Raw genomic sequence first — 26,271 nt, 5'->3', positions numbered from 1 at the left:
GTTAAGCAACGCTAAGCGTCAAGGCGAGGGTGACGAAGTAGGGCTTTACGTTTGCCTCACTCTCGCTCTTGGCGTTACCCACGCCACGCATGTGGCAAGGCGTTATTTACAAGGCAGTGAGCGTATTGGCCAGGGCGTGGAAGTCCGCCAGGCTGTAATCCGGGGCTAACCCCAGCGGATACATCATTTTCCCCGGCCGTTCGATAAATGCCGTTTGCATACCTGCCGCCTTGGCGCCGCTAACGTCCCAGCCATGCGCGGCTACCATCATTGCCTCATGGGTATCGACGCCCATGGTATGCACTGCCCATTGATAGGCCTCGGCATGCGGCTTAAAACGTTTCACCGAAGACACGCTCAGCACCGCATCAAAGCATTGCCGGATTCCGGCGTTGAGCAACTGCTTGTTCAGGCCAGTCTCCGCTGAATTGGAAAACGCGACCAGCGTAAAGCCTGCTGCTTTCAGTTTAGCCAGCCCCTCTTCCACATCGGCATGGGCAGGAAGTTGCGTCATAGGTTTGCTGATTGCAGCCTTTGCATCTTCCAGCGTGAGGGTTTTGTTATGACTATGAGCCACCATAACTAATGCAGCTGCCCCAATATCCGCAAAGTCGTGGTATTGGTTAGTCGCACTGTCTACCAAAGAATGATGCAACAGTTGGGCAAACCACACCGGGACTAAACTTTCATCCCCATCGAGTACATCAGCAATGGCCTGTTTTACCGCATTCATGTCCAACATCGTTTCATTTACGTCGAAGAACAGAACCTTCGGGGTAGGGTGTGAAGTCATGGATTATCCTGTTAAGTTTATCAGTGTTGAAAATTAAGCAAAACTTCAAAAAAATGAAGATTTAACTTCATAAATCGGCGTACTGTTGTATACTCGCCGCCCGATCTGCGTAACGAGCGCAAATCCGTGCATTAGCTGTACTATACCAATTAAAAAGCACTCACCAGACGGAGAAAACCATGTCAATTCATTCGCTTACCTTGCGAACCTTTAGTCCTGCGCGTCTTTCTGCTATTACTCTTGCCGTTGCGTCATCCTTGTTCCCTGCTCAGGTTTTTGCCCAGGCCGGTGAAACAACGTCTGCCCAGGATGAGGCGGTTGAAAAAATCATGGTCACCGCCCGTAAGCGGACCGAAAGTATTTTTGAAACACCGACGGCGGTTTCGTCTATTGGTGAAGGACTGATTGAAGATACCAATGTGACCAACCTTGATGACATTGGTAAATACGTACCTAATTTAAATATCAGTCGCTACGGTGGTGGTAACAGTGGTCATGCTGCTGTATTTATTCGTGGTATAGGCTTACAGGATCACGTTATCACCACAGATCCTGGTGTGGGTGTATATTTGGATGGTGTTTATCTTGGCCGTCAAATGGGCGCTAATATGTCGCTGCCCAATATTGAGCGGGTTGAAGTGCTGCGTGGCCCTCAAGGAACCTTGTATGGTCGAAACACCCTAGGTGGCGCGGTCAATATCATTACCAAGGCACCGGGTTCGCAGGATATTGCTTCAGTAGCAGCTAAAGTGGGTAGCCGTGGACGGTTGGCGACTGACCTGTATATTAACAGCGATATCACGGATGAATTTAGCGTATCGGCTACTGGTTCGTTTAAACAACGAAACGGGGTGGGTACAGCGGTAAACCTGGAAAACCCTGAGCGTGAAATCGGCGAAGAAGAAGAATACAGTGGCCGTATAGCAGCTAAGTATGATTTTACTTCTGATTTTTCGGTGACGGTGGCGGCGGATTTTGTCGAAAACGAAGCAGGCCAGTCACCTTACAATGTTGAGTTTATTCCGGGCGGCCCTACCGAATTTAGTATTGATGACGGTGAGTTTTACTTACTGAATCCATCCCTTATTCCTGATAACCCGGACGACCTGGGTACTACTGTTCCGGGCATAGAGTCTACCTCTTATTCTGGCTGGGGCACGGCGCTAACAGCACAGTGGGCTGCCACTAACAATCTGGATCTGAAATTTATTGCCAGTAAGCGCTCATCGGAATACGAAGGTGGTTTGGATGATGATGGATCGCCGCTTAACTTATCTGAATTTCCGGAAACCGGCAGTGCCGATCAAACCTCTTTTGAGTTGCAGTTAAACGGCACCTTCGATGACTACGACTTTGTTTCCGGTTTGTATTACTTTACCGAAGAGGGTACCACCGCTTCCGGTCCCTGGACCTTTAGCCCGTTTAATGTACCGGACGGATTGTTAAATGATGGCGTAACACCGGTAACCGAGGTATGTGATTTTTGTGGTGACTATGGCTTCTTTGATATTAATCAGGAAACCAAGGCCTATGCTGCCTATGTCAACGTATCGTATAGCCTGACTGAAAAGCTGGATATTGGTGGTGGTTTACGTTACAGCCGGGACGAGAAAGACGCCGATGCTTTATTTCCGTCTTTTGCCGAGCGTGCAGTACGCAGTGCTGATTTTTCCGAAGTTACCTGGGATGTGAACGCAGGTTATACGCTGACCGATCAGCTTAATATGTACCTGGCTGTGCAAAAGGGCTATCAAACAGGTGGTTTCCCGCCGCGGCCATTTGGCGGAGCCGACCAATTTGTATCTTTCGATGAAACAACAGCAATCAACTATGAGTTTGGCTTTAAGGGCGAAGTAGGCGAGCATGTGAGTTTCATGACCGCCTTTTTCCTGACCGACTATACTGATTTAGCGCTACCGTTTTCTGATCCGCAGGCAGGTGGGGGCTTTGTAACCATTGTCGAAAACGCCGGTGAGTCTCGTTCGCAAGGGGTTGAGCTGGAATTAACCGTAGATGTAACCGATGATTTTGTGGTGCGCTCTACATTTGGTTATCTGGATGCCGAGATTACTGAGCTTGATGAAGGGGTTCAGGGGGTCGGTGAAGGCGATGCGCCAGCGCTATCCCCGCGCTGGACAGTAATGATTGCACCTACCTGGTATAGCGAGCTGGACAACGGCGCGCTGGTAACTGTTAGCGTGGATTATAGCTTCCGCGATGAGATGCAAGGGCAGTCGGTGTACAACCCCTATGAAACTATTGATGCCCGCGAGCTAGTCGGTTTCAATGTGAGCTATGAGCCGGCAGCCGGAGACTGGAGTGTAAGCCTGTATGGCAAAAACGTATTTGATGAAGTCTACGATCAGGGACGTTTAGCGCAAAATGGTTATGTTGGGGTGGTTCGAAGCAATGACCGCAGTGAATTTGGCCTACGCTTTAAAAAGTCATTTGACCTATACTAACAGCCAGGTTGCTATCGCAATTTGCTGATAAAAAAGGAGAGCCAAGGCTCTCCTTTTTTGATTGTATGTCGCGCTATCAGTAAAACATATACGCCACACTTAATTTCATACTACGAGGCATAATATACCGGCCATTCGGCGCATCCGGATTGCGCGGGTCGCCTTCGGTAATCCCCAGCTCATCAGTCAGGTTATCCACTGATAACTGCAATTTTAAAGCTTCCACCGGCTCTAAGGTAAAGCCAATATCCAGCTTCTCATAACCTTCCAACACCACGGTGTTTTCATTGTTACCAAAGCGGTCATCTACCGCAGATAAGGTGCCATAGAGAGTGGCATACATACCTTGCAGCTCGAATGCATAGCTGGGAGTCATACGCACTTGCCAGCCTGGCTGACGCTGCGCCTCGTTGCCTTCATTAGTGGCACTGGCCGTTATTTCGGTTTCTTGCAGTGTGCCATTAAGGCTAATAGAGAAGCCTGAATCGTGCGAATATTTACCGTCCAGCTCAACACCATAGGCTTCGTTAGTCAGTAACTCGGCAGGATCGCCGGGGCGACGTACAAAGGTATCGCCTTTTGTTTCATTGGCAAAAGCGGTGGCAAAAAACTGAATGCTGTCATTCATGTATTTATAACCCAGTTCGCCTTGGGTAACTTCTTTTATTAACTCATTACCTCCGGTATAGGCGTCCCAGTTATCGCGAAAATCATCGAAATAAGGCATTTTGTAGCCTCGATTCATTCGCACAAACACACCGCTGTTATCGTTTAGTGCGTAATTGGCGCCTACCGTCCAGGAAGTTTTGCTCTCATCGTATTGCAATGCTTTGGTGATCTGACCATCCAGGCCTTCATCAACCGAATAACTGACTTCATGATTTTCATGGCGAACCCCGGCATCGATACTTAAGTCAGTATTAGCGAGCCAGGTGCTGGTGGCATACACAGCGCGGGTGCTGGCATCGCCAACAGAGCTAATATCATAACCCCAGCCGCATCCTTCAGGACGATTATTGCATGCAATACCGTCAAGCCTCTCTCCGCCTGGGGTAAGCACATGATAAGCCTGATTACCCAGACTCCACCAATCGTTAGCTTTGGTGGTAGCCGTATAATAGCCCACTGAGGTATCGAAATTATCCCATGACTTTGATACCGCTAAATCATTGGTAAAGGCCTCAATATCTTTTAAGACCACCCAACCGCCTATCTGTTGCACCGGAGTGTCGCCTGCATACTGCTGGCCGGTGACCGCACCCGTGGCGCTGGTTCCATTATCGGCCACCTCTGCCAGTGTTACAGCGCTGCCATCAGGTACCAGCCCATAAGTATTGGCCTCGCCTTTGGTCAAATTAAAGCGGTCGACCAACTGCCAGCCAGCCCCTAAATCGAGTTTAAGGCTCCCGCCGCTAACAGACCCATCCCAACCTCTGCCTTCACCAAAATCAACATCTCTGGCGGTATTGTCAGGACCATAGTAAATGGTCGCCTGCCGGCTTAATGGTCCAATTTGGGTGTAGTTGGCATCTATACCCTCTACATTAAGCGGTGTAGGTAGATACCATGTGCCGTGATCATCGGTTTGGCGTGTATACAGGTTAAGCTCACCATTGTTAAATTCCTTGGTAATATTAATGGTGAACTGGTTACCTTCTTCAGAATTAAACCCGGCGTCGCGAATACCCTGAGAGCTTTTGATATAGCCGCCCACCATATAATACAAACCATCATCAAGCGCGCCGCTGGCTACCACATCTACCCGGTTTAAGCCGTAATCTGAAACCGTATATTTAGCCAATGCTTCAGTGGTCTCGCCGCCACGTTTCAAGCGAAAGTTGGTAGTCAAACCCGGCTGACCGTTACTGACCACCGGGTTAGGACCACCGCGCAGACCTTCAACGGTTTCTATGGTTTCATCAATTCTAAAAAGTTGCGAATTCTCCAGAAATGACAGAGTCGACGCTGGATAGATGGGCGAGCCTTCCAGTGAAATAGTCAGAAATGGTGCATCACCGCCCCCTGGAAAACCGCGTACGAATACGTTGGCACCAGACTCACCGCCAGAGCTTTCCACCCATACACCCGGTATGGCTTTAAATAGATCAGCCGTGGATTTGGGAGCCAGCTTTTCGATATCGCTGGCATCGATATTCGTTACCGCAAAACTGGCATCAATTTTACGGATTCCTGCGCCTCCTGGTGTACCACTAACGACGATAACTTCGGTGTTAGCCGCATTGGCAGTGGGCTTTTGCGGTGACGGATCGGTGGTTTGCGCCACGGTAGAGTGGGATAGCGCTAAAGTAACCGCGCCAGCTAGCATTCCTTTTGAGAACAACGTATTCATGGTGTGCTCCTACAAAGTTGTTAACGTGTGTTGTTAACCGAATGCGTTTAATGGGTTAAAAAAGTGTCATTCGGCTTGATGATTGGCAACAAAATAGATCCAAGTGCAATCGATTGCAAGCAAAAATGCAAACGATTGCAAAGTTTTTGTATTATTTTATTAACACTACGGTAGGGCGGCTTCAGGGGGGCTGACAGATCTTCAGCCTGCCATAGGAAATAGACTGTAGAAGCGTTATAGTTAGGCCAATATTGCCAACAAGACCTTGTAATTTGGATACTAAGCTCACCCTTGCGGGGCTAGCCAAACTGGCTGGTGTTTCTGCCTCTACCGCTTCCAGAGCGCTCAAAGACAGCCCGTTGATAAAACTTGAAACCCGTTTGCGGGTGCAACAGCTAGCTCAAGCGCACAATTACAGTGTTAATACGGCCGCCAGCCGCCTACGAACCCGCAAAACGCATGTGGTCGCGGTCATTTTAAATTTGATTGATAACACTGAACAAAGCACCACCGACCCCTTTTTACTTAAAATTGTGGGCGATCTTAACCAGGCACTTAATGCCCGGGGCTATGAGCTACTCCTATCCAATTCATTTATGGCCTCGGATGATTGGGCGAATTATTTTATCCATAGTCAGCGCGCGGATGGGATGATAGTGGTAGGGCAAGGCAAATCTACCAGCAAAATAGATCAGGCGGCGGCGTCCGGTGTGCCGGTTGTGGTGTGGGGCGATGCCAAAACTCAGGCGGCTTATCCGATAGTTGGTGGGGATAATTTTGAAGGCTGCCGCCAGGCCACCGCACATCTGCTGGCCGGGGGGTGCGAGCGAGTACTGTTTTTAGGCGATCCCGGTCACGCAGAAATGCAGGAACGCCATCGTGGCTATTTGGCGGCCCATGCCCAAGCCGCAATTGAGCCAGCGAGCGACCTCACCGGTTCAATAGACATTACCTCACGCGCCGCCTATGACTATATTAACCAGCGTATTAAACAAAACGGTTTGGATTTCGATGGTATCGCGGGCGTATCGGATATGGTGGCATTAGGCGCATTGAAAGCCCTGAAAGAACGTTATGTAAGCATACCCGGAGATGTGGCTATTGTAGGATACGATGATATTCCATTAGCCGAGCTGATGCATCCGGCCCTTAGTACGGTACGCCAGGATACACAACAAGCGGCTAACTTTATGGTGGAACAACTACTACGCCAGTTTGACGGCCAGCCATGGCACAGTGAGGTGGTAGACACCCGGCTGATAATTCGTCGTTCGTCCAGCCGCGCCCGTGCCTAGCCAATGCGCTAGTCCATTGGGTTAGCACGGTGAAATAGCTCAAGTAGATAGTAACACTAAGATAACGTGGTAAGCGTTCTGTAACGCTATCTGCCCCGCAAGATGGCAACAAACTAACGGCAGTATGGCACCTTAATGCGGGTAACTACCAAGCGTCATAGGGTGCTCTCATCGTTTTAGCAGACGAAGTTAACGCGTAAATGCAAACGATTGCATTTGGGCCAAGCTACAGCTAGACTTCAGCATAAATCAGTTAACAGGGTGTTTACACATGTCGAGATTAACCATTATTGCGGCGATTGCCGTAAGTTACTATGTCTTTGCCATACTGCTCAATAGTGTGGGCACCGTTATTCTGCAGTCGATTACCAGTTTTGATGTATCCAAGCCCCAGGCCAGTACGCTGGAAGGGTTTAAAGATCTCTCTATTGCTATCGTATCGTTTGCGGTGGCTTCGTATATTCCCCGCGTCGGTTATAAAATTGCCATGCTTTGCGGGCTTGCTCTGGTGGCGCTACTTTGTGCCGTTACTCCTACCGTCGGCAGTTTTTGGATAATCAAATTACTGTTTGCCAGCATAGGCACCGCGTTTGCGCTGGTGAAGGTATCGGTTTACGCCATTATCGGGCAGCTATCGTCTACTACTAAGGCTCATTCTTCATTGATGAATACCATCGAAGGTATCTTTATGCTGGGAGTGCTGTCAGGCTACTGGATTTTCTCGGCCTTCATTGACCCCAATGATGCATCCTCACTGAGTTGGCTGAATGTATATTATTTACTGGGCGCGATGGTGCTGGTTACATTAGTGCTGGTATTGTTCGCACCCATCGATAAACCCAGCCCCGGGGACACCGAATTACCGGCCAGCAGAGCATTTCTCGACATGCTTAAACTGGCTTATCAACCGCTGGTTCTCATTTTTGTAGTATCGATATTTTTATACGTTCTGATAGAGCAGGGGATTGGTTCATGGTTACCCACCTTTAACCGGGAAGTGCTTGGATTACCGGTCAGTGTGAGCATTCAAATTACCAGTATTTTTGCGGTAGCACTAGCGGTAGGCCGGTTACTGGCAGGGGTTATATTGGCCAGGGTTAATTGGTATCCGTTTCTAAATGTATGTTTACTGGGAATGGCCGTCATTATGCTGCTAAGCCTGCCGTTGGCTGAAAAAGTGGATGAAACACAGATTATCAACTGGACCGACGCCCCGCTGGCAGCCTTCTTAGTTCCTTTAATTGGGTTGATGATGGCGCCGATATATCCGGTGATCAATTCTGTCATGTTAAGTGCCCTACCGAAGGGGCAACATGCCCCAATGACCGGACTTATTGTCGTATTTTCTGCTTTGGGGGGGACCACCGGTTCTATCATTACAGGCTATGTATTTGATGCAATGGGCGGCCAGCAAGCCTTTTACTTATCGCTTATTCCTATTGCGGCCATATTAGTGTCGCTATTTTTCTTTCGCCGGGCCTGCGGCGCGTTATCAGCAACCTCAGCACATAAGGTGAGTTAAGCATGCAACAAAACATAACAGACTGGCACACTGTGCTGCCATTTTTTGCCAGTGAATTATTCGCTCAGGTCCAGCAGGCGGGCTTATTTGAAGACAGTAAAACCTTTGCCGATGTTACCGTCAAAAGTAGCTGGCAAGAGGTAATCGCCGCCTTTGCGCACGAGCAACATATACCTGGGTTTACGCTCAAGGCTTTTGTAAACAAACACTTTGTGTTGCCTGAACCGGTAGCGCCGCTGGAAAATGTGCAGCGTACGACGCCTCTGGCTTATGTTGAAAGCATGTGGAATGCGCTTACCCGCCAGCCCGATGCCAGCCCGGCGGGCCACAGTCCGAAGAACAGCCTGATAGCATTGGCTAAACCGTATATTGTACCTGGCGGCCGGTTTCGTGAAATTTACTATTGGGATAGTTATTTTACGGCCCTGGGCCTGATGGATGCCGGGCGCGAAGATATGGTTATCAATATGCTGGATAATTTTGTCGACCTTATTGCGGAGGTAGGGTGTATCCCAAACGGTAATCGGGCCTATTACCATACCCGCAGCCAACCGCCCGTATTGGCGCTGATGTATCATTTAGTTGCCGCTCGGCTAAGTCCGGCGCAGAGCGCGAAAGTCAATGCCGCTCTACATCAGGAATACGCGTTTTGGATGGAGGGCGAAGCCAGCCTTAGCGATACACATGTGGCGCATAAGCGTGTAGTAAGAATGCCCGACGGTAAGGTACTGAATCGTTATTACGACAATAGCGCTACACCGCGGCCAGAGTCGTGGCGCGAAGATATACATACCGCTAAAGCGCTGGGGGCCAGTTCCAATGAATTTTATCGGCATATTCGCGCAGCGTGTGAATCGGGCTGGGACTTTAGTTCGCGCTGGCTGGCCGAGCCAACTTCACTGGCCAGTATTCGGACTACCGAGATAGTGCCGGTCGACCTGAACGCCTTGCTGTATACCCTGGAGCAGACCCTCAGTGAGCTAAGCCAGACGCCCGCTGATAAGCAGCACTATCAGGAGCGCGCGACGGCCCGGCAACAGGCTATCCAGGCTTATTTATGGCAGCAAGAGTACTTTTATGACTATCATTATCCCAGCCAGCGGACCACCAACGTAATAAGTGCCGCAGCCATGGTGCCTCTGTTTACCGGTTTAGCCACCACCGCTCAGGCCAAAGCCGTAAAAAATACCTTAGTAGCGCAATTGCTAAAACCCGGCGGGGTAGTGACCACCGCCCTGGCTACCAGCCAACAATGGGACACCCCAAACGGCTGGGCACCGTTACAGTTTTTTACCACCCACGGCTTGATTCGATACGGCTATGACAGCCTGGCTGCAGATATAATGCAACGCTTTGTAACCACGGTGGAACGGCAGTTTGCCGAAAGTGGGGTAATGATGGAAAAATACAATGTTTGTGAACCTGAGCTTACTGCCAGCGGCGGCGAATATGCGGTTCAACTTGGCTTCGGCTGGACCAACGGCGTTTACAAACGCTTTAAGAACTTACTTGGACAAGACCGTCGCGCGGGGTACTAACCCTTCGCGCTTGCCTGATCGTTGCTTCTTTACAGACCACTCCCCCGGCGTCAGATACCTACCGCTACGGGGGAGTGTAGCTATGCCTGCAAACTCCCACCTACTTGTTTTATTGAAATAAAACCTACCTCGATAGCAGGCTGGCGCTATTTTGTTAAAAATTAACCTTACAACCAGCACGGTTAGATTGAACTTTTTTTCGCCTGAATACCGTATGAAACCACACACTTACCCACCCGGTGTGAACGCATGCGCCACAAATTCGCCGGGCCAAGTAAATCAAAAGGATGGTGAACAGGTGAAATATCAGACATTTTCAGAGCTCAAGGTCAATGATCAGCAATACAAGCTGGTAAGCTTTGACAAGATTAGCGAGCAGCACGATTTGTCGCGACTGCCATTTTGTATCAAAATTTTATTGGAAAACCTGATTCGGCATGAACAGGAAGAATTCGTCACCAGCGAAGACATTGAAAAAATAGCAAAATGGGATACCAGCGACGATAGCCTGCATGAAATTTCCTTTGCCCCAGCCCGCGTGATTTTACAAGATTTTACCGGGGTGCCAGCCATCGTCGATTTAGCCGCCATGCGTGATGCGGTAAACACCTTGGGCGGTGATGCGCAAATGATTAATCCTCTTAACCCGGTAGAACTGGTTATCGACCACTCGGTAATGGTTGATCACTTCGGTGACGAGGATTCTTTTGAGAAAAACACCGACATTGAAATTCAGCGTAACAAAGAGCGCTACCAGTTTTTAAAATGGGGGCAGGCCTCCTTTGACAACTTTAAAGTAGTGCCGCCGGGCCGCGGTATTGTGCATCAGGTAAATCTTGAATATCTGGCGCGCTGTGCTTTTACGAAAGAAATTGATGGGGAAACCTGGATTTATCCTGATACCCTGGTAGGGACCGACTCGCATACCACTATGATTAACGGCCTGGGTATTTTAGGCTGGGGTGTCGGAGGTATTGAAGCTGAAGCTGCTATGCTGGGACAGCCCGTAACAATGCTGGCACCCAAGGTGGTAGGCTTTCGCTTGACCGGCAAATTGAACCCCGGGGTTACGGCTACTGATATGGTGCTGGTGATTACCGAACAACTGCGTAACCACGGTGTAGTAGGTAAGTTCGTAGAATTCTATGGCCCGGGTATCAAACATCTGACTACCGCAGACCGCGCTACTATCGCCAACATGTCACCCGAATATGGAGCCACCTGTGGTATTTTCCCAATTGATCAGGTGGCGTTGGATTACCTGAAGTTAACCGGTCGCGACGATAGCCAGATTAAGCTGGTAGAGGAGTACGCCAAAGCGGCGTCATTATGGCATGACGATCATACAAAAGATGCTGTGTACCATGAAACACTTGAGCTGAATCTGGAAGATGTCGTTCCTTCATTGGCCGGACCTAAGCGTCCCCAGGACCGTATCGCTCTCGACAAAGCTGCCAGCGCCTTCAATGACTGGTTCAATTCGCAAATCGATATCAAAGAAGTCGAAACCGAAGACGCCAAGTTTGTGTCTGAAGGTGGCGATATGTCCGAAGTTGATAAAGAACATGACTCCTATGTCGATTTTCAGGGCCATCAATTTAACTTGGAAGACGGGGCAATTGTTATTGCCGCTATCACCAGTTGTACAAATACGTCGAACGCCTCCGTGCTGATGGGTGCTGGTCTGGTAGCGAAAAAAGCCGTAGAACTTGGCCTGGTGCGTAAGCCCTGGGTTAAAACCTCTTTAGCGCCGGGCTCGCAGGTAGTTACACAATATCTGGAAAATGCCGGGCTGATGGACCCGCTGCGTAAACTTGGCTTCAATCTTGTGGGATACGGCTGTACCACCTGTATTGGTAACTCTGGGCCATTACCAGAAGAAATCAGTAAAGCGGTGCAGGAAGCCAAATTGACCGTAACGTCCGTGCTGTCGGGCAACCGCAACTTCGAAGGTCGGATTCACCCTGATGTTGCAGCGAATTACCTGGCTTCACCGCCGCTTGTAGTAGCCTATGCCTTGGCTGGTAATATGAACATTGATATTACTACCGAGCCGCTGGGTAAAAGCAAAGACGGCAAGCCCGTCTATTTGAAAGATATCTGGCCGACGGAAGAAGAAATTCAATCACTGATTCAAGAACATGTTTCCGGTGAGTTGTTCAAGCAAAAATATGCTGATGTGTTTAAAGGTAAACGGGTATGGAATGACCTGGAAGTTTCTTCTTCTTCCGTTTACGACTGGCCTGAATCAACTTATATCAAACATCCGCCGTTTTTCGCCGATATGGGCGAGCAGCCGGATGCGCTCACGGCCATTCGTGATGCCCGCTGTCTGGTGAAAGTGGGTGACTCTATCACAACTGACCATATTTCTCCGGCGGGCGCGATTGCCCCCGATAGTCCTGCCGGCAAATATCTACAGGAAAAAGGTATTGAACCGGCCAACTTCAACTCCTATGGTTCGCGCCGCGGTAACCACGAGGTGATGATGCGCGGTACCTTTGCCAATGTTCGGTTAAAAAACCAATTGGCGCCAGGCACCACCGGCAGTGTGACCACGCATTATCCTAGTGGCGAAGAAATGTCGATATTTGACGCCGCGATGAAATATCGCGACGAAGGTGTCGGCGCAGTGGTAGTGGGCGGTAAAGAGTATGGTACCGGCTCCAGCCGTGATTGGGCGGCTAAAGGGCCTTCGTTATTAGGTATCAAAACGGTGATTGCCCAAAGCTATGAGCGTATACATCGTTCTAATCTGATTGGTATGGGTATTTTACCACTGCAGTTTAAAGACGGTGAAAGCGCTGACTCTGTCGGCATTCGTGGCGATGAGACATTCTCAGTATCACAGGTATCGCGCGATACGAAAGAAGTTCAGGTCACCATGATGCGTGACTCGGGCGAAGTGACCGAGTTTATGGCAGACGTGCGGATTGATACGGCAAATGAATTTACGTACTTTGAACATGGCGGTATTTTGCATTATGTTATTCGCCAATACCTTCAAAACGGTAAGTAAGCCGGTTAAAAACCACACTTTTATTAGGTAAAAAAAGGCTCCGGAAGGAGCCTTTTTTATATGTAGCGTCGCCGTTCGGCAAATACCCCAATGGCAATAAAAGCACTGACAAATACTGCGCCCTGCAAATAACCGGGGAAAAATCTTACCAGATGCAATACCAGTGGAGCGCCGTAAAGCGTCAACGCACCATAGCCAAATGCACACAATAAAACAAACAGCGACACCCGGATAATAAAATGGCAGGGCCGAAGCACCTGTTTAACATAGTTATTAATCAAATCGCCAAATACGACCAATAATGTGGCAATCAGCATTAAGCTCATTTGACTGAAATAAGGGGCTAGCCAGCGCGTTAACTGAGCCAGAATCTCGACCATCTTTATCCTCCCGGACACACTGCGATAGTCAGTTAAATTATAAGGGCAGTGTAGGCAAATCCGTCTCATAAATCAGCAAAAAAGGGCCTCACTGGGCCCTTTTAATGCTTAATTCGATGAGTAAGTAAGTTACAGCAATGCCGCTACGGCTTTCTGACCCTGAATCAAGGTGGCCATTTTGTCCTGCGTTTTATCCCGCTCCACAAAATAATGTTCTACACCGGCTTGAGAAGCACGGGCGAACAACGGCGCAAAATCGATAGTGCCGGTGCCAACATCAGCAAACTCACCCGCACTGTCCATATCTTTGACATGCCATAGCTTGAACCGGCCTGGATACTTCTTGAAATAAGCCAATGGATCTTTATTGGCTTTCACCATCCAATATAAATCCATTTCCATTGCCACTAAATCTTTCTGGGTCTCTTCCAACAAAACATGATAAGGAATTTCACCGTCGGTTTGGATAAATTCAAAATCATGATTGTGGTAAGCCAGGGTCAAGCCGGCTTTATTACAGGCTTCGCCCCACTGATTCATGTTCTCTGCGAGGTTCTTATACACATCGATAGTAGAACCGCGCTGTTCTTCTGTTAAATAAGGCAGCACCACATACTTATGGCCAACTTCCAGCGCACTATCGATAACCTTATTCACACCACCTTCAAAGTCGGTCAGAGGGGTATGTGCAGAAGGCGCTGATAGTCCTTCACCATCAATAATTTTCTTAATTTCGCTTGGCTTGTGGTTATAGTAGCCTGCAAATTCAAGCTCTTGATAACCCACAGCGGCGACCATTTTAAGTGTTGCCGGTACGCTAACCGCCATCCAGTCGCGCAGGGTATATAACTGCAAACCCACCGCTCCAGCACTTTTATGATTATGGGCGCTGACGCCAAACGACAAGGGCAACGCGGCAACGCCTGCTGCCCCGGCACTGAGTTTTAAAAAATGGCGTCGGTTCAGTGTGTCTGCTGCAACTTTACCGGCTTGCCGGTGGGTATGATAGGCAGTCATAGTCATCTCCTCATTAGGTAGCCTGGCACAGGCCCTGATTATTAATAAGTCGGCGCAGGGCCGGTGCTTTTTCGTACAATTAATTCAAACGGCATAATGACCTTGGGGGCTTTTTTGATATTCCCGGTTAGCACATCAACCAGTAGGTTTACCGCCGTTTGGCCAAACTCTTCTGCTGGCTGGGCAATCGTGGTGAGCGGTGGATCGCAAAACCCGGCAAAGGCAATATCATCAAATCCGGCAACCGAAATATCTTCGGGTATGCGTAACCCGGCTTCTTTTAAGGCCTGCACGGCCCCAATCGCAGTCTCGTCGTTTTCGCAAAATAGTGCGGTAGGGCGTTGGCCAATAGTCAAAATACGCTGAGCAGCTTCATAACCGGCCTGTAATGTAAAATCGCCATTAAACAGCAGGTTTTCATCAAACGGGATATTCGCTTCGCGCAATGCATCCTGGTAGCCAGCTAAGCGGTCCTGGGTTAACGGACTGGCATGCGGGCCCTTAATCAAGGCAATTGACCGATGCCCCAACGCAATAAGATGGCGGGTCATGGTGGCCGCTGCTGCACGATTATCCAAAGTAACGGTAGGGCAGTCGGTCGTTGCGCGAACCTCACAAGCGTTGACCATAGGCAACAGGCCATCGGTAGTGCGCATGTCTGCCGGAAACGGGTTATGGGCCCGTAACTGAATCACGCCGTCGGCTTGGGAAGTCTGCACCATCTTGGCATATTCTGCTTCAATATCCGGGTTACCGAGGGTATTGCCTAGTAACAAGGTATAGCCGCGTTGCGCTGCGGCCACCTGCATTCCGCTAATTACGCGCGCAAAAAATAAGTTGGCCACGGTGGGTACCAGCACGACCAGGCTATGGGTTTTGCCCGAGCGAAACTTCACTGCCATTAGATTGGGTTTGTAGCCGGTATGGTCTATAGCTTCAAGCACCCGCACCCGGGTTTTAGGTGAAACCCTGTCTGGCTGCTGTAGTGTCCGTGAAACGGTAGCCACAGATACGTGCGCCAGCTCTGCTACATCTCGAATGGTCGCCATTGCTTACTGATTTACCCTTAATTTTTATTTAATAAAATGTAACCGTTAACATGTTAGTTAACGAAGATGACGTAAAATTCTACTAAAATCCAGCACTAAATTGCATTTATAAACATTTGCGCAACAATAAAACGGGCTTATTTTGACAATTTGGTCGCATCAATACGCCTTTTGTATAAAATAGTTTGACATAATTTAATGTAATCCGTTACATTTTTACGCAAATAACAAGTTTCTAACATCATTAACGACTTTTCGGAGATGGGCATGGCACGAACACAGAAAATCCGACTCGGAATGATAGGCGGTGGCGAAGGGGCATTTATTGGTGCTGTACATCGCCACGCAGCCGGGCTGGATGGCCACTATAAATTGGTCTGCGGCGCCTTTTCCCGCGACAACGATAACAATACCCGTACAGGCGAGAGCCTGGACCTCGACCCGGCTCGCGTTTATGGCTCGTGGCAGGAAATGCTTGAAAGCGAAGCCGCGCTGCCCGAAGACCAGCGTATGCAGGCAGTCAGCATTGTAACGCCCAACCATCTACACGTACCGGTTTCGCTAGCCGCGGCTAAAGCGGGCTTTCATGTATTTTGCGAAAAACCAGCCGCGGTCAGTTTTGACGAGGTCAAACAACTGGCCGATGAGCTGGCCTCCAGCTCTGTATTGTACGGGCTGGCGCATACCTACCTGGGCTATCCCATGGTGTGGCAGGCCAAAGAAATGGTCGCTTCTGGCCAGTTGGGCAAAATACGTAAAGTCTATGTGGAGTATCCGCAAGGTTGGTTGTCGGGTGAAGAAGAAAGCCATAACAAACAAGCTTCATGGCGTACCGATCCAGCATTGGCTGGGGGCAGCGGTTGTATGGGTGATATTGGCACTCACGCTTTTGGCCTGGTGGAATTTGTGTTGGGTGAAAAGGTCACTGAGTTATGTGGCGTACTCCACACCCATGTTGAGGGCCGCCGTCTAGACGATGACGGTGCAGCGCTGCTGAAAACCCAAAGCGGAGCCACCGGGGTGCTGGTGGCAAGCCAGGTTTGTGCCGGGGAAGAAAACCCTTTGAAAATAAGAGTGTATGGAGAAAAAGGTGGCCTGGAATGGCAACAAATGGAGCCTAATTCTGTGGTCTATCGGCCGGCTGGCGAGCCGTATCAGGTGTTACGGGCCGGGGGCGGTCAGCCTGGGTTGTGCGACGCCGCGTTATCGCGCTGCCGGACGCCAGGTGGGCACCCAGAAGGATACCTCGAAGCAATGGCCAATTTGTATACCTCTTTTGCCAAAGCTATTTATGCCGGCCAAACCGGCAGTGCAGAAGGCGTACCCGGGCTGAGCTCTGGGGTGCGTGGTATGGCCTTTATCCAGGCTATGCTAGATAGCAGTAGTAGCGATACGAAGTGGCACGCGGTGCCCGACATTGCGCAATAACGCCCGATATTTAAGGAGACAAGATAATGGCTGCAATTAAAGGCCCGGCGATTTTTCTGGCCCAGTTCGCCGGTGATACCGCCCCGTTTGATACGCTCGAAGGCATGGCCGAATGGGCAGGTTCACTGGGCTATAAAGGCATTCAGGTGCCGACGGACCCAAGTATTTTTGATTTAGAGCAAGCTGCCGACTCACAGCAGTATTGTGATGACGCGAAAGCCACCTGCGCCAAATACGGTGTCGAAATCACTGAGTTATCCACCCATTTGCAAGGTCAACTGGTGGCGGTTCACCCCGCCTATGACGAACTATTCGATAACTTTGCCCCAGCGCACTTGCACGGCAACCCTAAAGCACGTACCGAATGGGCTATCCAGCAACTGAAATTGGCCGCTAAAGCCAGTCAGCGATTAGGCTTATCGGCACACGCGACATTCTCAGGTGCACTTATGTGGCATCTGGTTTATCCATGGCCCCAGCGCCCGGCAGGGTTGGTTGAACAGGGCTTTGCCGAATTGGCAAAGCGCTGGAAACCCATTCTGGATGTGTTTGAAGAAGCTGGTGTGGATGTATGTTACGAAATTCATCCGGGCGAAGACCTGCACGATGGCGCCACCTTTGAGCGCTTTTTAGCCGCAGTAGATGACCATCCCCGGGCGAACATCCTGTTTGATCCGAGTCATTTTGTTTTGCAGCAGCTCGATTACCTGGACTTTATCGACCGTTATCACGACCGCATAAAAATGTTCCATGTTAAAGATGCTGAGTTTCTGCCAAATGGCCGCAGCGGTGTCTATGGCGGCTATCAGGACTGGGTTGATCGCCCCGGCCGGTTCCGTTCATTAGGTGATGGGCAGGTCGATTTTAAAAGTATTTTCAGCAAACTTACCCAATACGGCTTTGAAGGCTGGGCAGTACTGGAGTGGGAGTGCTGTTTAAAAGATTCAGCGCAAGGGGCGGCTGAAGGAGCGCCCTTTATTGCTAGTCATATTATTGAACCGGCCACCCGAACGTTTGATGATTTTGCCGGCGGTAATGCCAGCGAATCACGTAATCGACAAATTCTGGGTTTAGACAACAAGTAACTAACGCCGTGGCAGGCCTGCCAGGACATACGCAGCGAGGATAATAATGAATAATATAACTGCGCGCCTTAGCGTGATGATGTTTCTACAGTTTTTCATCTGGGGTGGTTGGTTTGTCACACTGGGAACGTACTTGGCCGGTACGTTATCAGCCAATGGCGGGCAAATTGCGATGGCGTTTTCGACCCAATCCTGGGGTGCGATTATTGCGCCATTTATTATCGGCATGATTGCCGACCGTTTCTTTAATGCCGAGCGCATTCTGGGTGTGCTGCATCTGGTGGGCGCGGTGTTGTTGTACATGATGTATCAGGCGGCAGACTTTACAACGTTTTATCCGTATGTATTGGGCTACATGATTGCGTATATGCCTACACTGGCCTTGGTGAACTCAGTCTCGTTCGGACAAATGCAGGACCCTTCCAAAGAATTTGGCAAGATTCGGGTGTGGGGCACTGTGGGCTGGATTGTGGCCGGCTTGGTCATTAGTTATGTCTTTTCCTGGGATGCCCGGGATGCGATAGCGCAGGGTGCATTACGAAATACCTTTATGTTGTGTGCTATTGCATCGTTGCTGTTAGGTTTGTTCAGCTTCACGCTGCCAGCCACGCCGCCAAAAGGGAAGGGGCAAGCGGCAAGTTTGGGTGAAGCTTTAGGCACCGATGCGTTATCTCTGTTGAAAAACCGAAACTTTCTGGTGTTTTTCGCCTCTTCGGTACTGATCTGTATTCCTCTGGCATTTTATTACCAGAACGCTAACCCGTTTTTGACCGAGATAGGGGTAGAGAACGCTACTGGCAAAATGACCCTGGGACAGGTTTCCGAGGTGCTGTTTATGCTGGCCTTACCGATATTTCTGAACAAGTTTGGCATTAAGAAAACATTAGTACTAGGTATGCTGGCGTGGGTAATTCGTTATGTGCTGTTTGCTTACGGTAATGCTGATGAAGGCGTAGTGCTATTGCTGATGGGTATCGCTTTGCATGGTTTGTGTTACGACTTTTTCTTTGTCTCAGGGCAGATTTACACCGACTCTAAAGCGGGCCCTAACATCAAAAGTGCTGCGCAGGGCCTGATTACCCTGGCCACCTATGGTGTGGGAATGCTGGTAGGTTTTTGGGTAGCCGGACAGATAACCGATGCGTATATCGTAGCGGATGGTCACAACTGGGAAAATGTCTGGATGTTCCCGGCCGGTTTTGCTGCGGTAGTACTGGTGCTGTTCTTAGTCTTCTTTAAATCTGAAAAGGTATCGACCGATGACTGACCGACGCAATTTGTTAAAAGCGATGGCAGTTACCGGCGTGGGGCTAACCCTGGGTGGTTTTGCCGCTCATGCTGCCGGAGCCAGTGGTATGCGCAATAAACTCAAAGGCAATATTCGCCATTCTGTCGCCCGCTGGACTTACGGCGAGATGGATATTGAAACATTGTGCCGGGTGGTTAAAGACATTGGCTTTAGCGCCATTGACCTGGTTGGTCCGGATGATTGGCCGGTACTGAAAAAACATGGTATCGACAGTTCAATGTGCAATGGCGCTGAACTGAATTTAGAGGACGGCTGGTGTGAACCAAAATTTCATGACGAGCTAACCGAACGCTATTTAAAGCATATAGATTTGGTCGCCGATGCCGGCTACACCAACCTGATTTGCTTTAGTGGTAACAAGCGGGGTATGTCGCCGCAGGCCGGGCTGGAAAATGCCACCAAAGGGTTGCGTGCGATTGTGCCTCATGCAGAAAAAAGAGGGGTGGTATTACAGATGGAGCTGTTTAACAGCAAAATCGATCATCCGGATTACATGGCCGACAATTCAGCGTGGGGTATTGCGCTGTGCAAGGCACTGAACACAGAAAACTTCAAACTGTTGTACGACATTTACCACATGCAGGTAAATGAAGGCGACATCATCCATACCATCAGGGAAAACCTGCCTTATTTTGGGCATTTCCATACCGCCGGTGTACCTGGACGTCATGAAATTGGTGACAATCAGGAGCTGTACTACCCTGCTATTGCAAAAGCAATCAAGGAGTCTGGTTTCACCGGCTATCTGGCACAGGAATTTATTCCTACCCCTGATACTGAAGCAGGCAAAATAGCGTCGTTACGTGCGGCGGTTCAAATCTGTGATGTCTGAATTAAGCATTAACTACGCTATGCGTTTAAGAGGGTAAAACATGGCTAACAATCATTATGATGCAATAGTCGTCGGCTCAGGTATCAGCGGTGGCTGGGCGGCAAAGGAATTGACCGAAAAAGGCTTGAAGGTACTCATGCTGGACCGTGGTCAGAACATCAAACACATCGAAGATTATAAAAATGCGCACAAGGAAGCGTGGGATTATCCCCATCGCGACCTGGCCACGCAGGCAATGAAAGATGATTATCCGGTATTGTCTCGTGACTATCCGCTAAATGAATCGACATTTGGGATGTGGGCGAATGAGAAAGATGCACCTTATGTAGAAAAAAAACCATTCTCATGGTTTCGTGGTTATCACGTGGGTGGCCGTTCATTGTTATGGGGCCGGCAAAGCTACCGCTTAAATCACGAAGACTTTCAGGCTAATGCTAAAGAAGGTATCGCAGTAGATTGGCCAATTCGCTATGAGGATCTCGAATCCTGGTACGACTATGTAGAAAAGTTTGCTGGCATCAGCGGCAATCGTGATGGTCTGGATGTATTGCCAGATGGTCAATACATGCCAGGGTTTGACCTGAACGTGGTGGAAAAAGATGTCGCCGCGCGAATTAAAAAAGCCTTTAAAGGTAATCGTCACCTGATTATCGGACGCGCAGCAAATGCGACCCAAGCCCAGCCGCAGCAAGGTCGGGCCGGGTGTCAGGCGCGCAATAAGTGTTGGTTAGGCTGTCCATTTGGCGGGTATTTCTCTACCCAGTCTTCAACCTTACCGGCAGCCATGAAAACCGGCAATCTTACGCTGCGGCCTTATTCTATTGTTAGCCAAATCTTGTATGACAAAGATAAAAAGCGGGCGCGTGGGGTTGAGGTAATCGATGCTGAAACTAACCAAACCTATGAATTCACGGCCAAAATTGTGTTTGTGAATGCCTCGTCGTTCAATTCAAGCTGGTTGTTGATGAACTCAGCAACCGATGTATGGGAAGGCGGCCTGGGTAGCAGCAGCGGTCAGTTAGGCCATAATGTGATGGATCATCACTTCCGTACTGGTGCTTCTGCAGTGGTTGAAGGCTATGATGATAAATATTATTACGGGCGCCGACCTTCAGGCTTCTACATACCGCGCTTCCGGAACTGGGGGGGCGATAAGCGTGATTATACCCGTGGGTTTGGTTATCAGGGCAGCGCAAGCCGTTCGGGCTGGCGTAAAGATATTGCCGAGATGGGCATTGGTGGCGACCTAAAAGATGCGATCAGTGAACCTGGTACCTGGACTATCGGCATGAACGCGTTCGGCGAAATGTTGCCAGACCACAGAAACCGTATTTATCTGAATAAAGAGGTAAAAGATAAATGGGGCTTGCCGGTACTGGAAATGGACGTGAAAATTCGTGAAAACGAACAGCGTATGCGTAAAGACATGCAGCAAGACGCCATTGATATGCTGGAAGCCTCAGGCCTGAAAAATGTTAACGGCTGGGATGCAGGCTATGAGCCGGGCATGGGTATTCACGAAATGGGTACCGCTCGAATGGGCCGGGATCCAAAAACGTCAGTGCTGAATAAGCACAACCAGGTATGGGATGCGAAAAACGTATTTGTTACCGATGGTGCCTGCATGACGTCTGCTTCTTGCGTTAACCCTTCACTGACTTATATGGCATTGACCGCCCGCGCGGCTGAGTTTGCTGTAGAAGAACTGAAAAAAGGAAACCTGTAGCTATGAATCGCCGTGACCTGCTAAAACTGATTACCACCGCCACCGGCGTTGCCTTTGTAGGTAGTGCAATGGCTTATGATATTCGTCCTGATATTAGCCTGCAACAAACCGGCTTTACCAAAGACGACGTGGCCTTTTTAAATGAAGTGGGGGAAGTCATTATCCCACGTACTGATACGCCTGGCGCCAAAGATGCCAACGTAGGCCAAATTATGGCGGTTCTGGTGGCAGACTGTTATACCAAAGATTTACAAAAAGCTTTTCGCGAGGGCATTACATCGCTTAATAACGAAGCGAAAAGTGAATTTGGCAAAGACTATCTGTTATTAGATAACAGCCAGCGTACAACCCTGCTTACCCGGCTAGACAAAGAAGCGAAGGCGTATAACGAAAAGCAAAAAATGTGGGGCGTTGCCATGTCTTCGCCGAACGGCCGCAGAGAAGGCTCAAAAGAACCGATCCCCCATTATTTCTCGTTGTTTAAACAGCTTACTCTGTTTGGCTTTTTTACCTCGAAAGAGGGCGGAACTAAGGTATTAAGATATGTACCGGTACCAGGCAAATACGATGGCAATATTGAATATAAAAAAGGCCAGAAAGCCTGGGCTACCTAAGCCTCTATTAGCAGGAGAAAATAAGTGAAAACACTCTATAAAGTAATTAGTGCTACCGTCGCGGTGGCATTGGGTTCACTATCGGTAGCAGGTAATGTTATGGCCGCAGATGACGAACTGGAAGATTGGCAAAAAGCCGAAAAAACCGAAGTGTGGGAGCCAGTTCCCCCCAAAGTTACGGCTGAACCAGGCCAGCCGCCTTCAGATGCGGTAGTTCTGTTTGATGGCTCTGACCTGTCGGCATGGGAGTCGGTGAAGGGTGGCGATGCCCAGTGGACGGTAGAAGACGGCGTCTTAACCGTTAAGCCGGGCCAAGGTGATATCAAAACCAAACAGTCATTTTGCGATGTACAGTTACATGTGGAATGGCGTGCCCCGGCCCCGGAAAAAGATATGGAAGGCCAGCAGCGCAATAATAGCGGTATCTTTTTGCAGCAGCGTTATGAAATTCAGGTTTTAGACTCCTACGAGAGTAAAACCTACGCAAACGGTCAGGCAGGTAGCGTATATAAGCAGAGTATCCCGCTGGCCAATGCGACCCGCGCGCCTGAGCAGTGGCAAGAGTATGACATCATTTTCAAAGCGCCGCGCTTTGATGGCGATACCCTGGCTACCCCCGGTTATGTCACGGTATTACACAATGGTGTGTTAGTACAAAACCATTATGAAATTCAGGGCAAAACAGAATGGATTGGCGCACCGTCCTATGAAGCACATGGCTGCGCACCTATTCAGTTGCAGGACCATAGCAATAAGGTAAGTTTCCGCAACATTTGGCTGCGTGAAATTAAACCTTTGAAATAAGCTCAAGCTTATTCATAGATAGCCCGGTGAGTGCACTTGCATTCACCGGGTTTTTTATTGCTCAGGACTAACCCAAGCTCCTTGCCAGCCCACGGCATTCTGCTAGGCTGGCGGCTTTTTCACAGGTAGTATCCTTTTTATGATAGGTGAACTTGCGGCGTTGACTGTCGCTTTGTGCTGGGCCATTGCCGCCAGAATGTTTCGGGTATTGGGCGCATCGTTTTCGCCCTTATCGCTGAACTTCTGGAAAGGCCTGGTGGCCATTATCTTGTTGTTGCTGGTTACCCAGCTTTTACTGCCCGCAGTCCAGCTTCCCGGTGAAGCCTATCTGTGGTTGTTATTAAGCGGCGTTATTGGCATTGGTATTGGTGATACCTGTTTTTTTCAGGCGCTCAACCGTATTGGTGATACGCAGTCAGTGTTGATTACCGAAACGTTGGCACCTATTTTTACCGCCCTGTTGGCGATGGTTTGGATTGCAGAATGGCTAACCTGGCAGCAATGGATAGGTATCGCCATTGTGCTGGTGAGCGTTGATTTGGTAGTTAAGGTACGCCGCCGTACCGACTTGCATTTATTTGCCCCTTCAGGCTATGTATTTGCAGCTGTAGCCGCCGTATGTCAGGCAGTAGGTGCAGTTATTAGCCGGGATATCTTAACCACCTATCCGGCACTGGATGCGTTTAATGCCAGCCTGGTACGGCTGACCGGAGGGCTGGCGATTATTGTGTTACTCATGCTGCTGTTGAAAAAGCGTTGGCTGCCAGTCAGTACACAGCCTAAACAAATGTGGCGTATGTTCGCGTTGGCGACGGTATTGGGTACAGCGGCGGCGTTATATTTGCAGATGGTCGCCTTTACCCACGCCAAAGCGGGGGTGGTGCAGACATTGATTGCGACCAGTGCGGTAATGTCGCTGGCGGTAGCCTGGGCCGTGGGTGAAAAAACGAATCGGGCAACGCTGGGCTGGTCGCTAATGGCGCTTGTCGGGGTGGCCGTGCTAGTGGCAGCCGGTCAATGGAGCAGTATCGGTCATTAGCCGAAGCAGTAAAACCGGTAACCAGCTGATTAATGCTTGTGCAAGTATGGGGTGCTCTGTATAATGCGCGCCCTTACAGCCCCACTAATCTAGTTCCTTGCCTCAAGCAGCTGGCTGTACTGACGAGGCTACAACCGTAAGGAGCACTAATGCGTCATTACGAAATCGTTTTTATGGTTCACCCTGATCAGAGTGAACAAGTACCTGGTATGATCGAGCGTTATACCACTATCCTTAAGCAAGACGAAGGTCAAATTCATCGTCTGGAAGACTGGGGCCGCCGTCAACTGGCTTACCCAATCGAGAAGCTGCACAAAGCACACTACGTGCTGATCAATGCTGAAGCGACTGCTGAAGCCGTTGATGAGCTGGAAAATGCGTTCCGCTTCAACGATGTTATCCTGCGTAATCTGGTTATGCGCACTAAAAACGCTGTTACCGAGCCTTCTCCTATGATGAAAGAAGAGCGTCGTGAGCGTCGTGACGATTCTGCACCTCGTACCGAGCGTACTGAGCGTTCAGATAGAAAACCTGAAACCACTGAAGATAACGCGTAAGGAGAACCATCATGGCTCGTTTTTTCAGACGTCGTAAGTTCTGCCGTTTTTCTGCAGAAGGTGTGACTGAAATCGATTATAAAGATATCGCTACTTTGAAGAACTATATCACTGAAAGCGGTAAAATCGTCCCTAGCCGGATTACCGGTACTAGCGCGAAGTATCAGCGTCAGCTGTCTTCTGCGATTAAGCGTGCACGTTTTCTTGCATTGCTTCCGTACACTGATTCACACAAGTAATTTTGGCGTAATAAGGGGTAGTTAAGATGGATGTCATCCTACTGGACAAAGTCGCCAACCTTGGTGGTCTGGGCGATCAAGTAAATGTTAAATCTGGTTATGCACGTAACTTCCTTTTCCCTCAGGGTAAAGCAGTTCCAGCAACCAAAGATAACGTAGAAAAATTTGAAGCACGTCGTGCCGAGCTGGAAGCAAAAATTGCTGATCAGCTTAGCGCAGCTCAGGCTCGCGCCGAGAAGCTGGACGCGCTGGAAGAAGTAACCGTTGCGGCACCTGCGGGTGACGAAGGTAAACTATTCGGATCTATCGGTACTCGTGATATTGCTGATGCAATCACCGCAGCGGGTGTTGAAGTAACTAAATCTGAAGTACGTTTACCTACCGGTACACTTCGTGAAACTGGCGAATACGACATCGACGTACAATTGCATTCTGATGTAGCAACAACTGTTAAGGTTGTGGTTATTGCTGAAGCATAAGCGTTAATGTAGCTTGTTTAAGAAGCCGCTCGGGTAACCGCAGCGGCTTTTTTATTGGGACGAGTCAGCTATTTGGATTAATCTTGCCCAGCTTTGTGGGCCGCCCGTCGGCATTTCTCCCGCCATTCATCATCCAGTATTGCCAATGTGCTAAAGTCCGCTGCACTGGCCGCCTGGGCCTTATTGTAAACGCTCTGCATAAGCTCTGCCACGCTCACGGTATGCTCTACGCGCGCTAACCGGCTAACCGTATCGCCTGCGTTTATTACACCACCTCGTACTACCCGATAATACCAACCGGTAATGCCTTGCTGCCCCACGAAGCGATCAAGATTTTTATGCTCGTAGCGCTGGGATATTTTAACGCACGGGGCGCGCGGCGCACTGACCTGAACCACTACTTCGCCCATCTGATAGGTATCACCAATATAAACGTTTTGGTCATGCATACCTTCTACCAGTAGGTTTTCACCGATGCTGCCAGGGGTAAATGCGATGCCCTCAAATGCTTCACTAAGTTGCTTATAGCCTTCGAAACTATACTGATGCAGCACTTTTTCAGGACCGCCATGGAGTTTTTTATTGACTTGTTGATCTTCTACGGTGCCATCCAGGCTAACGGTTAACTGCGCTACAGCAGACTTTACGATGGCGCTGGGCGCCCCGCGAGGACCTAAAGGCGCGGGCTGACCCGCGTATAATGCAAAGATATTCATAGGTAAGAATGCTTCCGG

The 26,271-nt window shown here is 49.4% G+C and carries 22 protein-coding genes; 16 read left to right on the top strand and 6 right to left on the bottom strand.

The genetic code is table 11. The annotated features are described in order from the left end of the window. Positions 1–106: 106 nt before the first annotated feature. Positions 107–793, bottom strand: a complete 687-nt coding sequence (locus tag D0Y50_RS17855) for a haloacid dehalogenase type II (RefSeq protein ID WP_108566757.1) — start codon at positions 791–793, stop codon at positions 107–109. A 179-nt stretch (positions 794–972) separates the two neighbouring features. On the opposite strand from D0Y50_RS17855, the gene D0Y50_RS17850 reads away from it, so the two are divergent. Then, positions 973–3,255, top strand: a complete 2,283-nt coding sequence (locus tag D0Y50_RS17850) for a TonB-dependent receptor (RefSeq protein WP_108566758.1) — start codon at positions 973–975, stop codon at positions 3,253–3,255. A gap of 76 nt (positions 3,256–3,331) precedes the next feature. On the opposite strand, the gene D0Y50_RS17845 is transcribed toward D0Y50_RS17850, so the two are convergent. Further along, positions 3,332–5,605, bottom strand: a complete 2,274-nt coding sequence (locus tag D0Y50_RS17845) for a TonB-dependent receptor (RefSeq protein WP_117318272.1) — start codon at positions 5,603–5,605, stop codon at positions 3,332–3,334. Positions 5,606–5,877: 272 nt separating this feature from the next. Here D0Y50_RS17845 and D0Y50_RS17840 point away from each other — a divergent pair, with 272 nt between their 5' ends. The 4 genes from D0Y50_RS17840 to acnA all read left to right on the top strand — a co-directional run bounded on the left by D0Y50_RS17840 (position 5,878) and on the right by acnA (position 12,979). Continuing rightward, positions 5,878–6,900: a LacI family DNA-binding transcriptional regulator gene (locus D0Y50_RS17840; protein WP_108566760.1), complete on the top strand. Its 1,023-nt coding sequence runs from the start codon at positions 5,878–5,880 to the stop codon at positions 6,898–6,900. Positions 6,901–7,171: 271 nt separating this feature from the next. Continuing rightward, positions 7,172–8,422, top strand: a complete 1,251-nt coding sequence (locus D0Y50_RS17835) for an MFS transporter (RefSeq protein WP_108566761.1) — start codon at positions 7,172–7,174, stop codon at positions 8,420–8,422. 2 nt (positions 8,423–8,424) lie between these two features. Next, positions 8,425–9,960 carry an alpha,alpha-trehalase TreF gene (treF, locus tag D0Y50_RS17830; RefSeq protein ID WP_117318270.1) on the top strand — a complete coding sequence of 512 codons (1,536 nt, stop codon included), beginning with the start codon at positions 8,425–8,427 and terminating at the stop codon, positions 9,958–9,960. Between the two features lie 298 nt (positions 9,961–10,258). Then, positions 10,259–12,979, top strand: coding sequence for an aconitate hydratase AcnA (gene acnA, locus D0Y50_RS17825; RefSeq protein ID WP_232366300.1), 2,721 nt, complete (start codon positions 10,259–10,261; stop codon positions 12,977–12,979). Between the two features lie 56 nt (positions 12,980–13,035). Here acnA and D0Y50_RS17820 read toward each other — a convergent pair whose 3' ends face one another. The 3 genes from D0Y50_RS17820 to D0Y50_RS17810 all read right to left on the bottom strand — a co-directional run bounded on the left by D0Y50_RS17820 (position 13,036) and on the right by D0Y50_RS17810 (position 15,425). Next, positions 13,036–13,359: a DUF3392 family protein gene (locus tag D0Y50_RS17820; protein ID WP_108566763.1), complete on the bottom strand. Its 324-nt coding sequence runs from the start codon at positions 13,357–13,359 to the stop codon at positions 13,036–13,038. A 129-nt stretch (positions 13,360–13,488) separates the two neighbouring features. Beyond that, positions 13,489–14,376 carry a TIM barrel protein gene (locus D0Y50_RS17815; protein WP_232366299.1) on the bottom strand — a complete coding sequence of 296 codons (888 nt, stop codon included), beginning with the start codon at positions 14,374–14,376 and terminating at the stop codon, positions 13,489–13,491. 41 nt (positions 14,377–14,417) lie between these two features. Beyond that, complete coding sequence (locus D0Y50_RS17810; RefSeq protein WP_108566765.1) at positions 14,418–15,425, bottom strand: LacI family DNA-binding transcriptional regulator; 1,008 nt, start codon at positions 15,423–15,425, stop codon at positions 14,418–14,420. A gap of 267 nt (positions 15,426–15,692) precedes the next feature. Here D0Y50_RS17810 and D0Y50_RS17805 point away from each other — a divergent pair, with 267 nt between their 5' ends. The 11 genes from D0Y50_RS17805 (at position 15,693) to rplI (ending at position 25,537) form a co-directional block, all read left to right on the top strand. After that, positions 15,693–16,853, top strand: a complete 1,161-nt coding sequence (locus D0Y50_RS17805; RefSeq protein WP_108566766.1) for a Gfo/Idh/MocA family protein — start codon at positions 15,693–15,695, stop codon at positions 16,851–16,853. 26 nt (positions 16,854–16,879) lie between these two features. Next, positions 16,880–17,938 carry a sugar phosphate isomerase/epimerase family protein gene (locus D0Y50_RS17800; RefSeq protein ID WP_117318266.1) on the top strand — a complete coding sequence of 353 codons (1,059 nt, stop codon included), beginning with the start codon at positions 16,880–16,882 and terminating at the stop codon, positions 17,936–17,938. A gap of 46 nt (positions 17,939–17,984) precedes the next feature. Next, positions 17,985–19,205, top strand: a complete 1,221-nt coding sequence (locus D0Y50_RS17795; RefSeq protein ID WP_108566768.1) for a nucleoside permease — start codon at positions 17,985–17,987, stop codon at positions 19,203–19,205. Beyond that, the gene (locus tag D0Y50_RS17790) at positions 19,198–20,079 is read left to right on the top strand and encodes a hydroxypyruvate isomerase family protein (RefSeq protein WP_108566769.1); all 882 of its coding nucleotides are present in this window, start codon (positions 19,198–19,200) and stop codon (positions 20,077–20,079) included. Before D0Y50_RS17795 ends, D0Y50_RS17790 begins: the two co-directional genes overlap by 8 nt. 40 nt (positions 20,080–20,119) lie before the next feature. Further along, positions 20,120–21,805 carry a GMC oxidoreductase gene (locus tag D0Y50_RS17785; protein WP_117318264.1) on the top strand — a complete coding sequence of 562 codons (1,686 nt, stop codon included), beginning with the start codon at positions 20,120–20,122 and terminating at the stop codon, positions 21,803–21,805. Between the two features lie 2 nt (positions 21,806–21,807). Continuing rightward, complete coding sequence (locus D0Y50_RS17780) at positions 21,808–22,419, top strand: gluconate 2-dehydrogenase subunit 3 family protein (RefSeq protein WP_108566771.1); 612 nt, start codon at positions 21,808–21,810, stop codon at positions 22,417–22,419. A 99-nt stretch (positions 22,420–22,518) separates the two neighbouring features. Next, a complete protein-coding gene (locus D0Y50_RS17775; RefSeq protein WP_108566847.1) occupies positions 22,519–23,223 on the top strand; it encodes a 3-keto-disaccharide hydrolase in 705 nt (234 codons plus the stop codon). 142 nt (positions 23,224–23,365) lie between these two features. Further along, a complete protein-coding gene (locus D0Y50_RS17770; protein ID WP_108566848.1) occupies positions 23,366–24,262 on the top strand; it encodes a solute carrier family 35 transporter in 897 nt (298 codons plus the stop codon). A gap of 149 nt (positions 24,263–24,411) precedes the next feature. Then, positions 24,412–24,819 carry a 30S ribosomal protein S6 gene (gene rpsF / locus D0Y50_RS17765; protein ID WP_108566772.1) on the top strand — a complete coding sequence of 136 codons (408 nt, stop codon included), beginning with the start codon at positions 24,412–24,414 and terminating at the stop codon, positions 24,817–24,819. 11 nt (positions 24,820–24,830) lie between these two features. Further along, positions 24,831–25,058 (top strand): 30S ribosomal protein S18, encoded by a 228-nt coding sequence (gene rpsR / locus D0Y50_RS17760; protein WP_073316739.1) that lies wholly within the window; start codon positions 24,831–24,833, stop codon positions 25,056–25,058. A 26-nt stretch (positions 25,059–25,084) separates the two neighbouring features. Beyond that, the gene (gene rplI / locus D0Y50_RS17755) at positions 25,085–25,537 is read left to right on the top strand and encodes a 50S ribosomal protein L9 (RefSeq protein WP_108566773.1); all 453 of its coding nucleotides are present in this window, start codon (positions 25,085–25,087) and stop codon (positions 25,535–25,537) included. Between the two features lie 77 nt (positions 25,538–25,614). Here the strand turns inward: rplI and D0Y50_RS17750 are convergent, their stop codons facing one another. Then, positions 25,615–26,253, bottom strand: a complete 639-nt coding sequence (locus D0Y50_RS17750) for an MOSC domain-containing protein (protein ID WP_117318262.1) — start codon at positions 26,251–26,253, stop codon at positions 25,615–25,617. Positions 26,254–26,271 lie beyond the last annotated feature (18 nt).

Origin of the sequence: Salinimonas sediminis, assembly GCF_003429285.1 — a bacterium.
GTDB lineage: Bacteria > Pseudomonadota > Gammaproteobacteria > Enterobacterales > Alteromonadaceae > Alteromonas > Alteromonas indica.
The sequence above is the reverse complement of the archived record's forward strand: the minus strand, read 5'-3'. Positions and strand labels throughout refer to the sequence as shown.

Coding starts and splice junctions, on each gene's coding strand:
- D0Y50_RS17855 (WP_108566757.1), bottom strand. CDS start 793: ATGACTTCACACCCTACCCCGAAGGTTCTGTTCTTCGACGTAAATGAA.
- D0Y50_RS17850 (WP_108566758.1), top strand. CDS start 973: ATGTCAATTCATTCGCTTACCTTGCGAACCTTTAGTCCTGCGCGTCTT.
- D0Y50_RS17845 (WP_117318272.1), bottom strand. CDS start 5,605: ATGAATACGTTGTTCTCAAAAGGAATGCTAGCTGGCGCGGTTACTTTA.
- D0Y50_RS17835 (WP_108566761.1), top strand. CDS start 7,172: ATGTCGAGATTAACCATTATTGCGGCGATTGCCGTAAGTTACTATGTC.
- treF (WP_117318270.1), top strand. CDS start 8,425: ATGCAACAAAACATAACAGACTGGCACACTGTGCTGCCATTTTTTGCC.
- D0Y50_RS17820 (WP_108566763.1), bottom strand. CDS start 13,359: ATGGTCGAGATTCTGGCTCAGTTAACGCGCTGGCTAGCCCCTTATTTC.
- D0Y50_RS17815 (WP_232366299.1), bottom strand. CDS start 14,376: ATGACTGCCTATCATACCCACCGGCAAGCCGGTAAAGTTGCAGCAGAC.
- D0Y50_RS17810 (WP_108566765.1), bottom strand. CDS start 15,425: ATGGCGACCATTCGAGATGTAGCAGAGCTGGCGCACGTATCTGTGGCT.
- D0Y50_RS17805 (WP_108566766.1), top strand. CDS start 15,693: ATGGCACGAACACAGAAAATCCGACTCGGAATGATAGGCGGTGGCGAA.
- D0Y50_RS17800 (WP_117318266.1), top strand. CDS start 16,880: ATGGCTGCAATTAAAGGCCCGGCGATTTTTCTGGCCCAGTTCGCCGGT.
- D0Y50_RS17795 (WP_108566768.1), top strand. CDS start 17,985: ATGAATAATATAACTGCGCGCCTTAGCGTGATGATGTTTCTACAGTTT.
- D0Y50_RS17790 (WP_108566769.1), top strand. CDS start 19,198: ATGACTGACCGACGCAATTTGTTAAAAGCGATGGCAGTTACCGGCGTG.
- D0Y50_RS17785 (WP_117318264.1), top strand. CDS start 20,120: ATGGCTAACAATCATTATGATGCAATAGTCGTCGGCTCAGGTATCAGC.
- D0Y50_RS17780 (WP_108566771.1), top strand. CDS start 21,808: ATGAATCGCCGTGACCTGCTAAAACTGATTACCACCGCCACCGGCGTT.
- D0Y50_RS17775 (WP_108566847.1), top strand. CDS start 22,519: ATGGCCGCAGATGACGAACTGGAAGATTGGCAAAAAGCCGAAAAAACC.
- rpsF (WP_108566772.1), top strand. CDS start 24,412: ATGCGTCATTACGAAATCGTTTTTATGGTTCACCCTGATCAGAGTGAA.
- rpsR (WP_073316739.1), top strand. CDS start 24,831: ATGGCTCGTTTTTTCAGACGTCGTAAGTTCTGCCGTTTTTCTGCAGAA.
- rplI (WP_108566773.1), top strand. CDS start 25,085: ATGGATGTCATCCTACTGGACAAAGTCGCCAACCTTGGTGGTCTGGGC.
- D0Y50_RS17750 (WP_117318262.1), bottom strand. CDS start 26,253: ATGAATATCTTTGCATTATACGCGGGTCAGCCCGCGCCTTTAGGTCCT.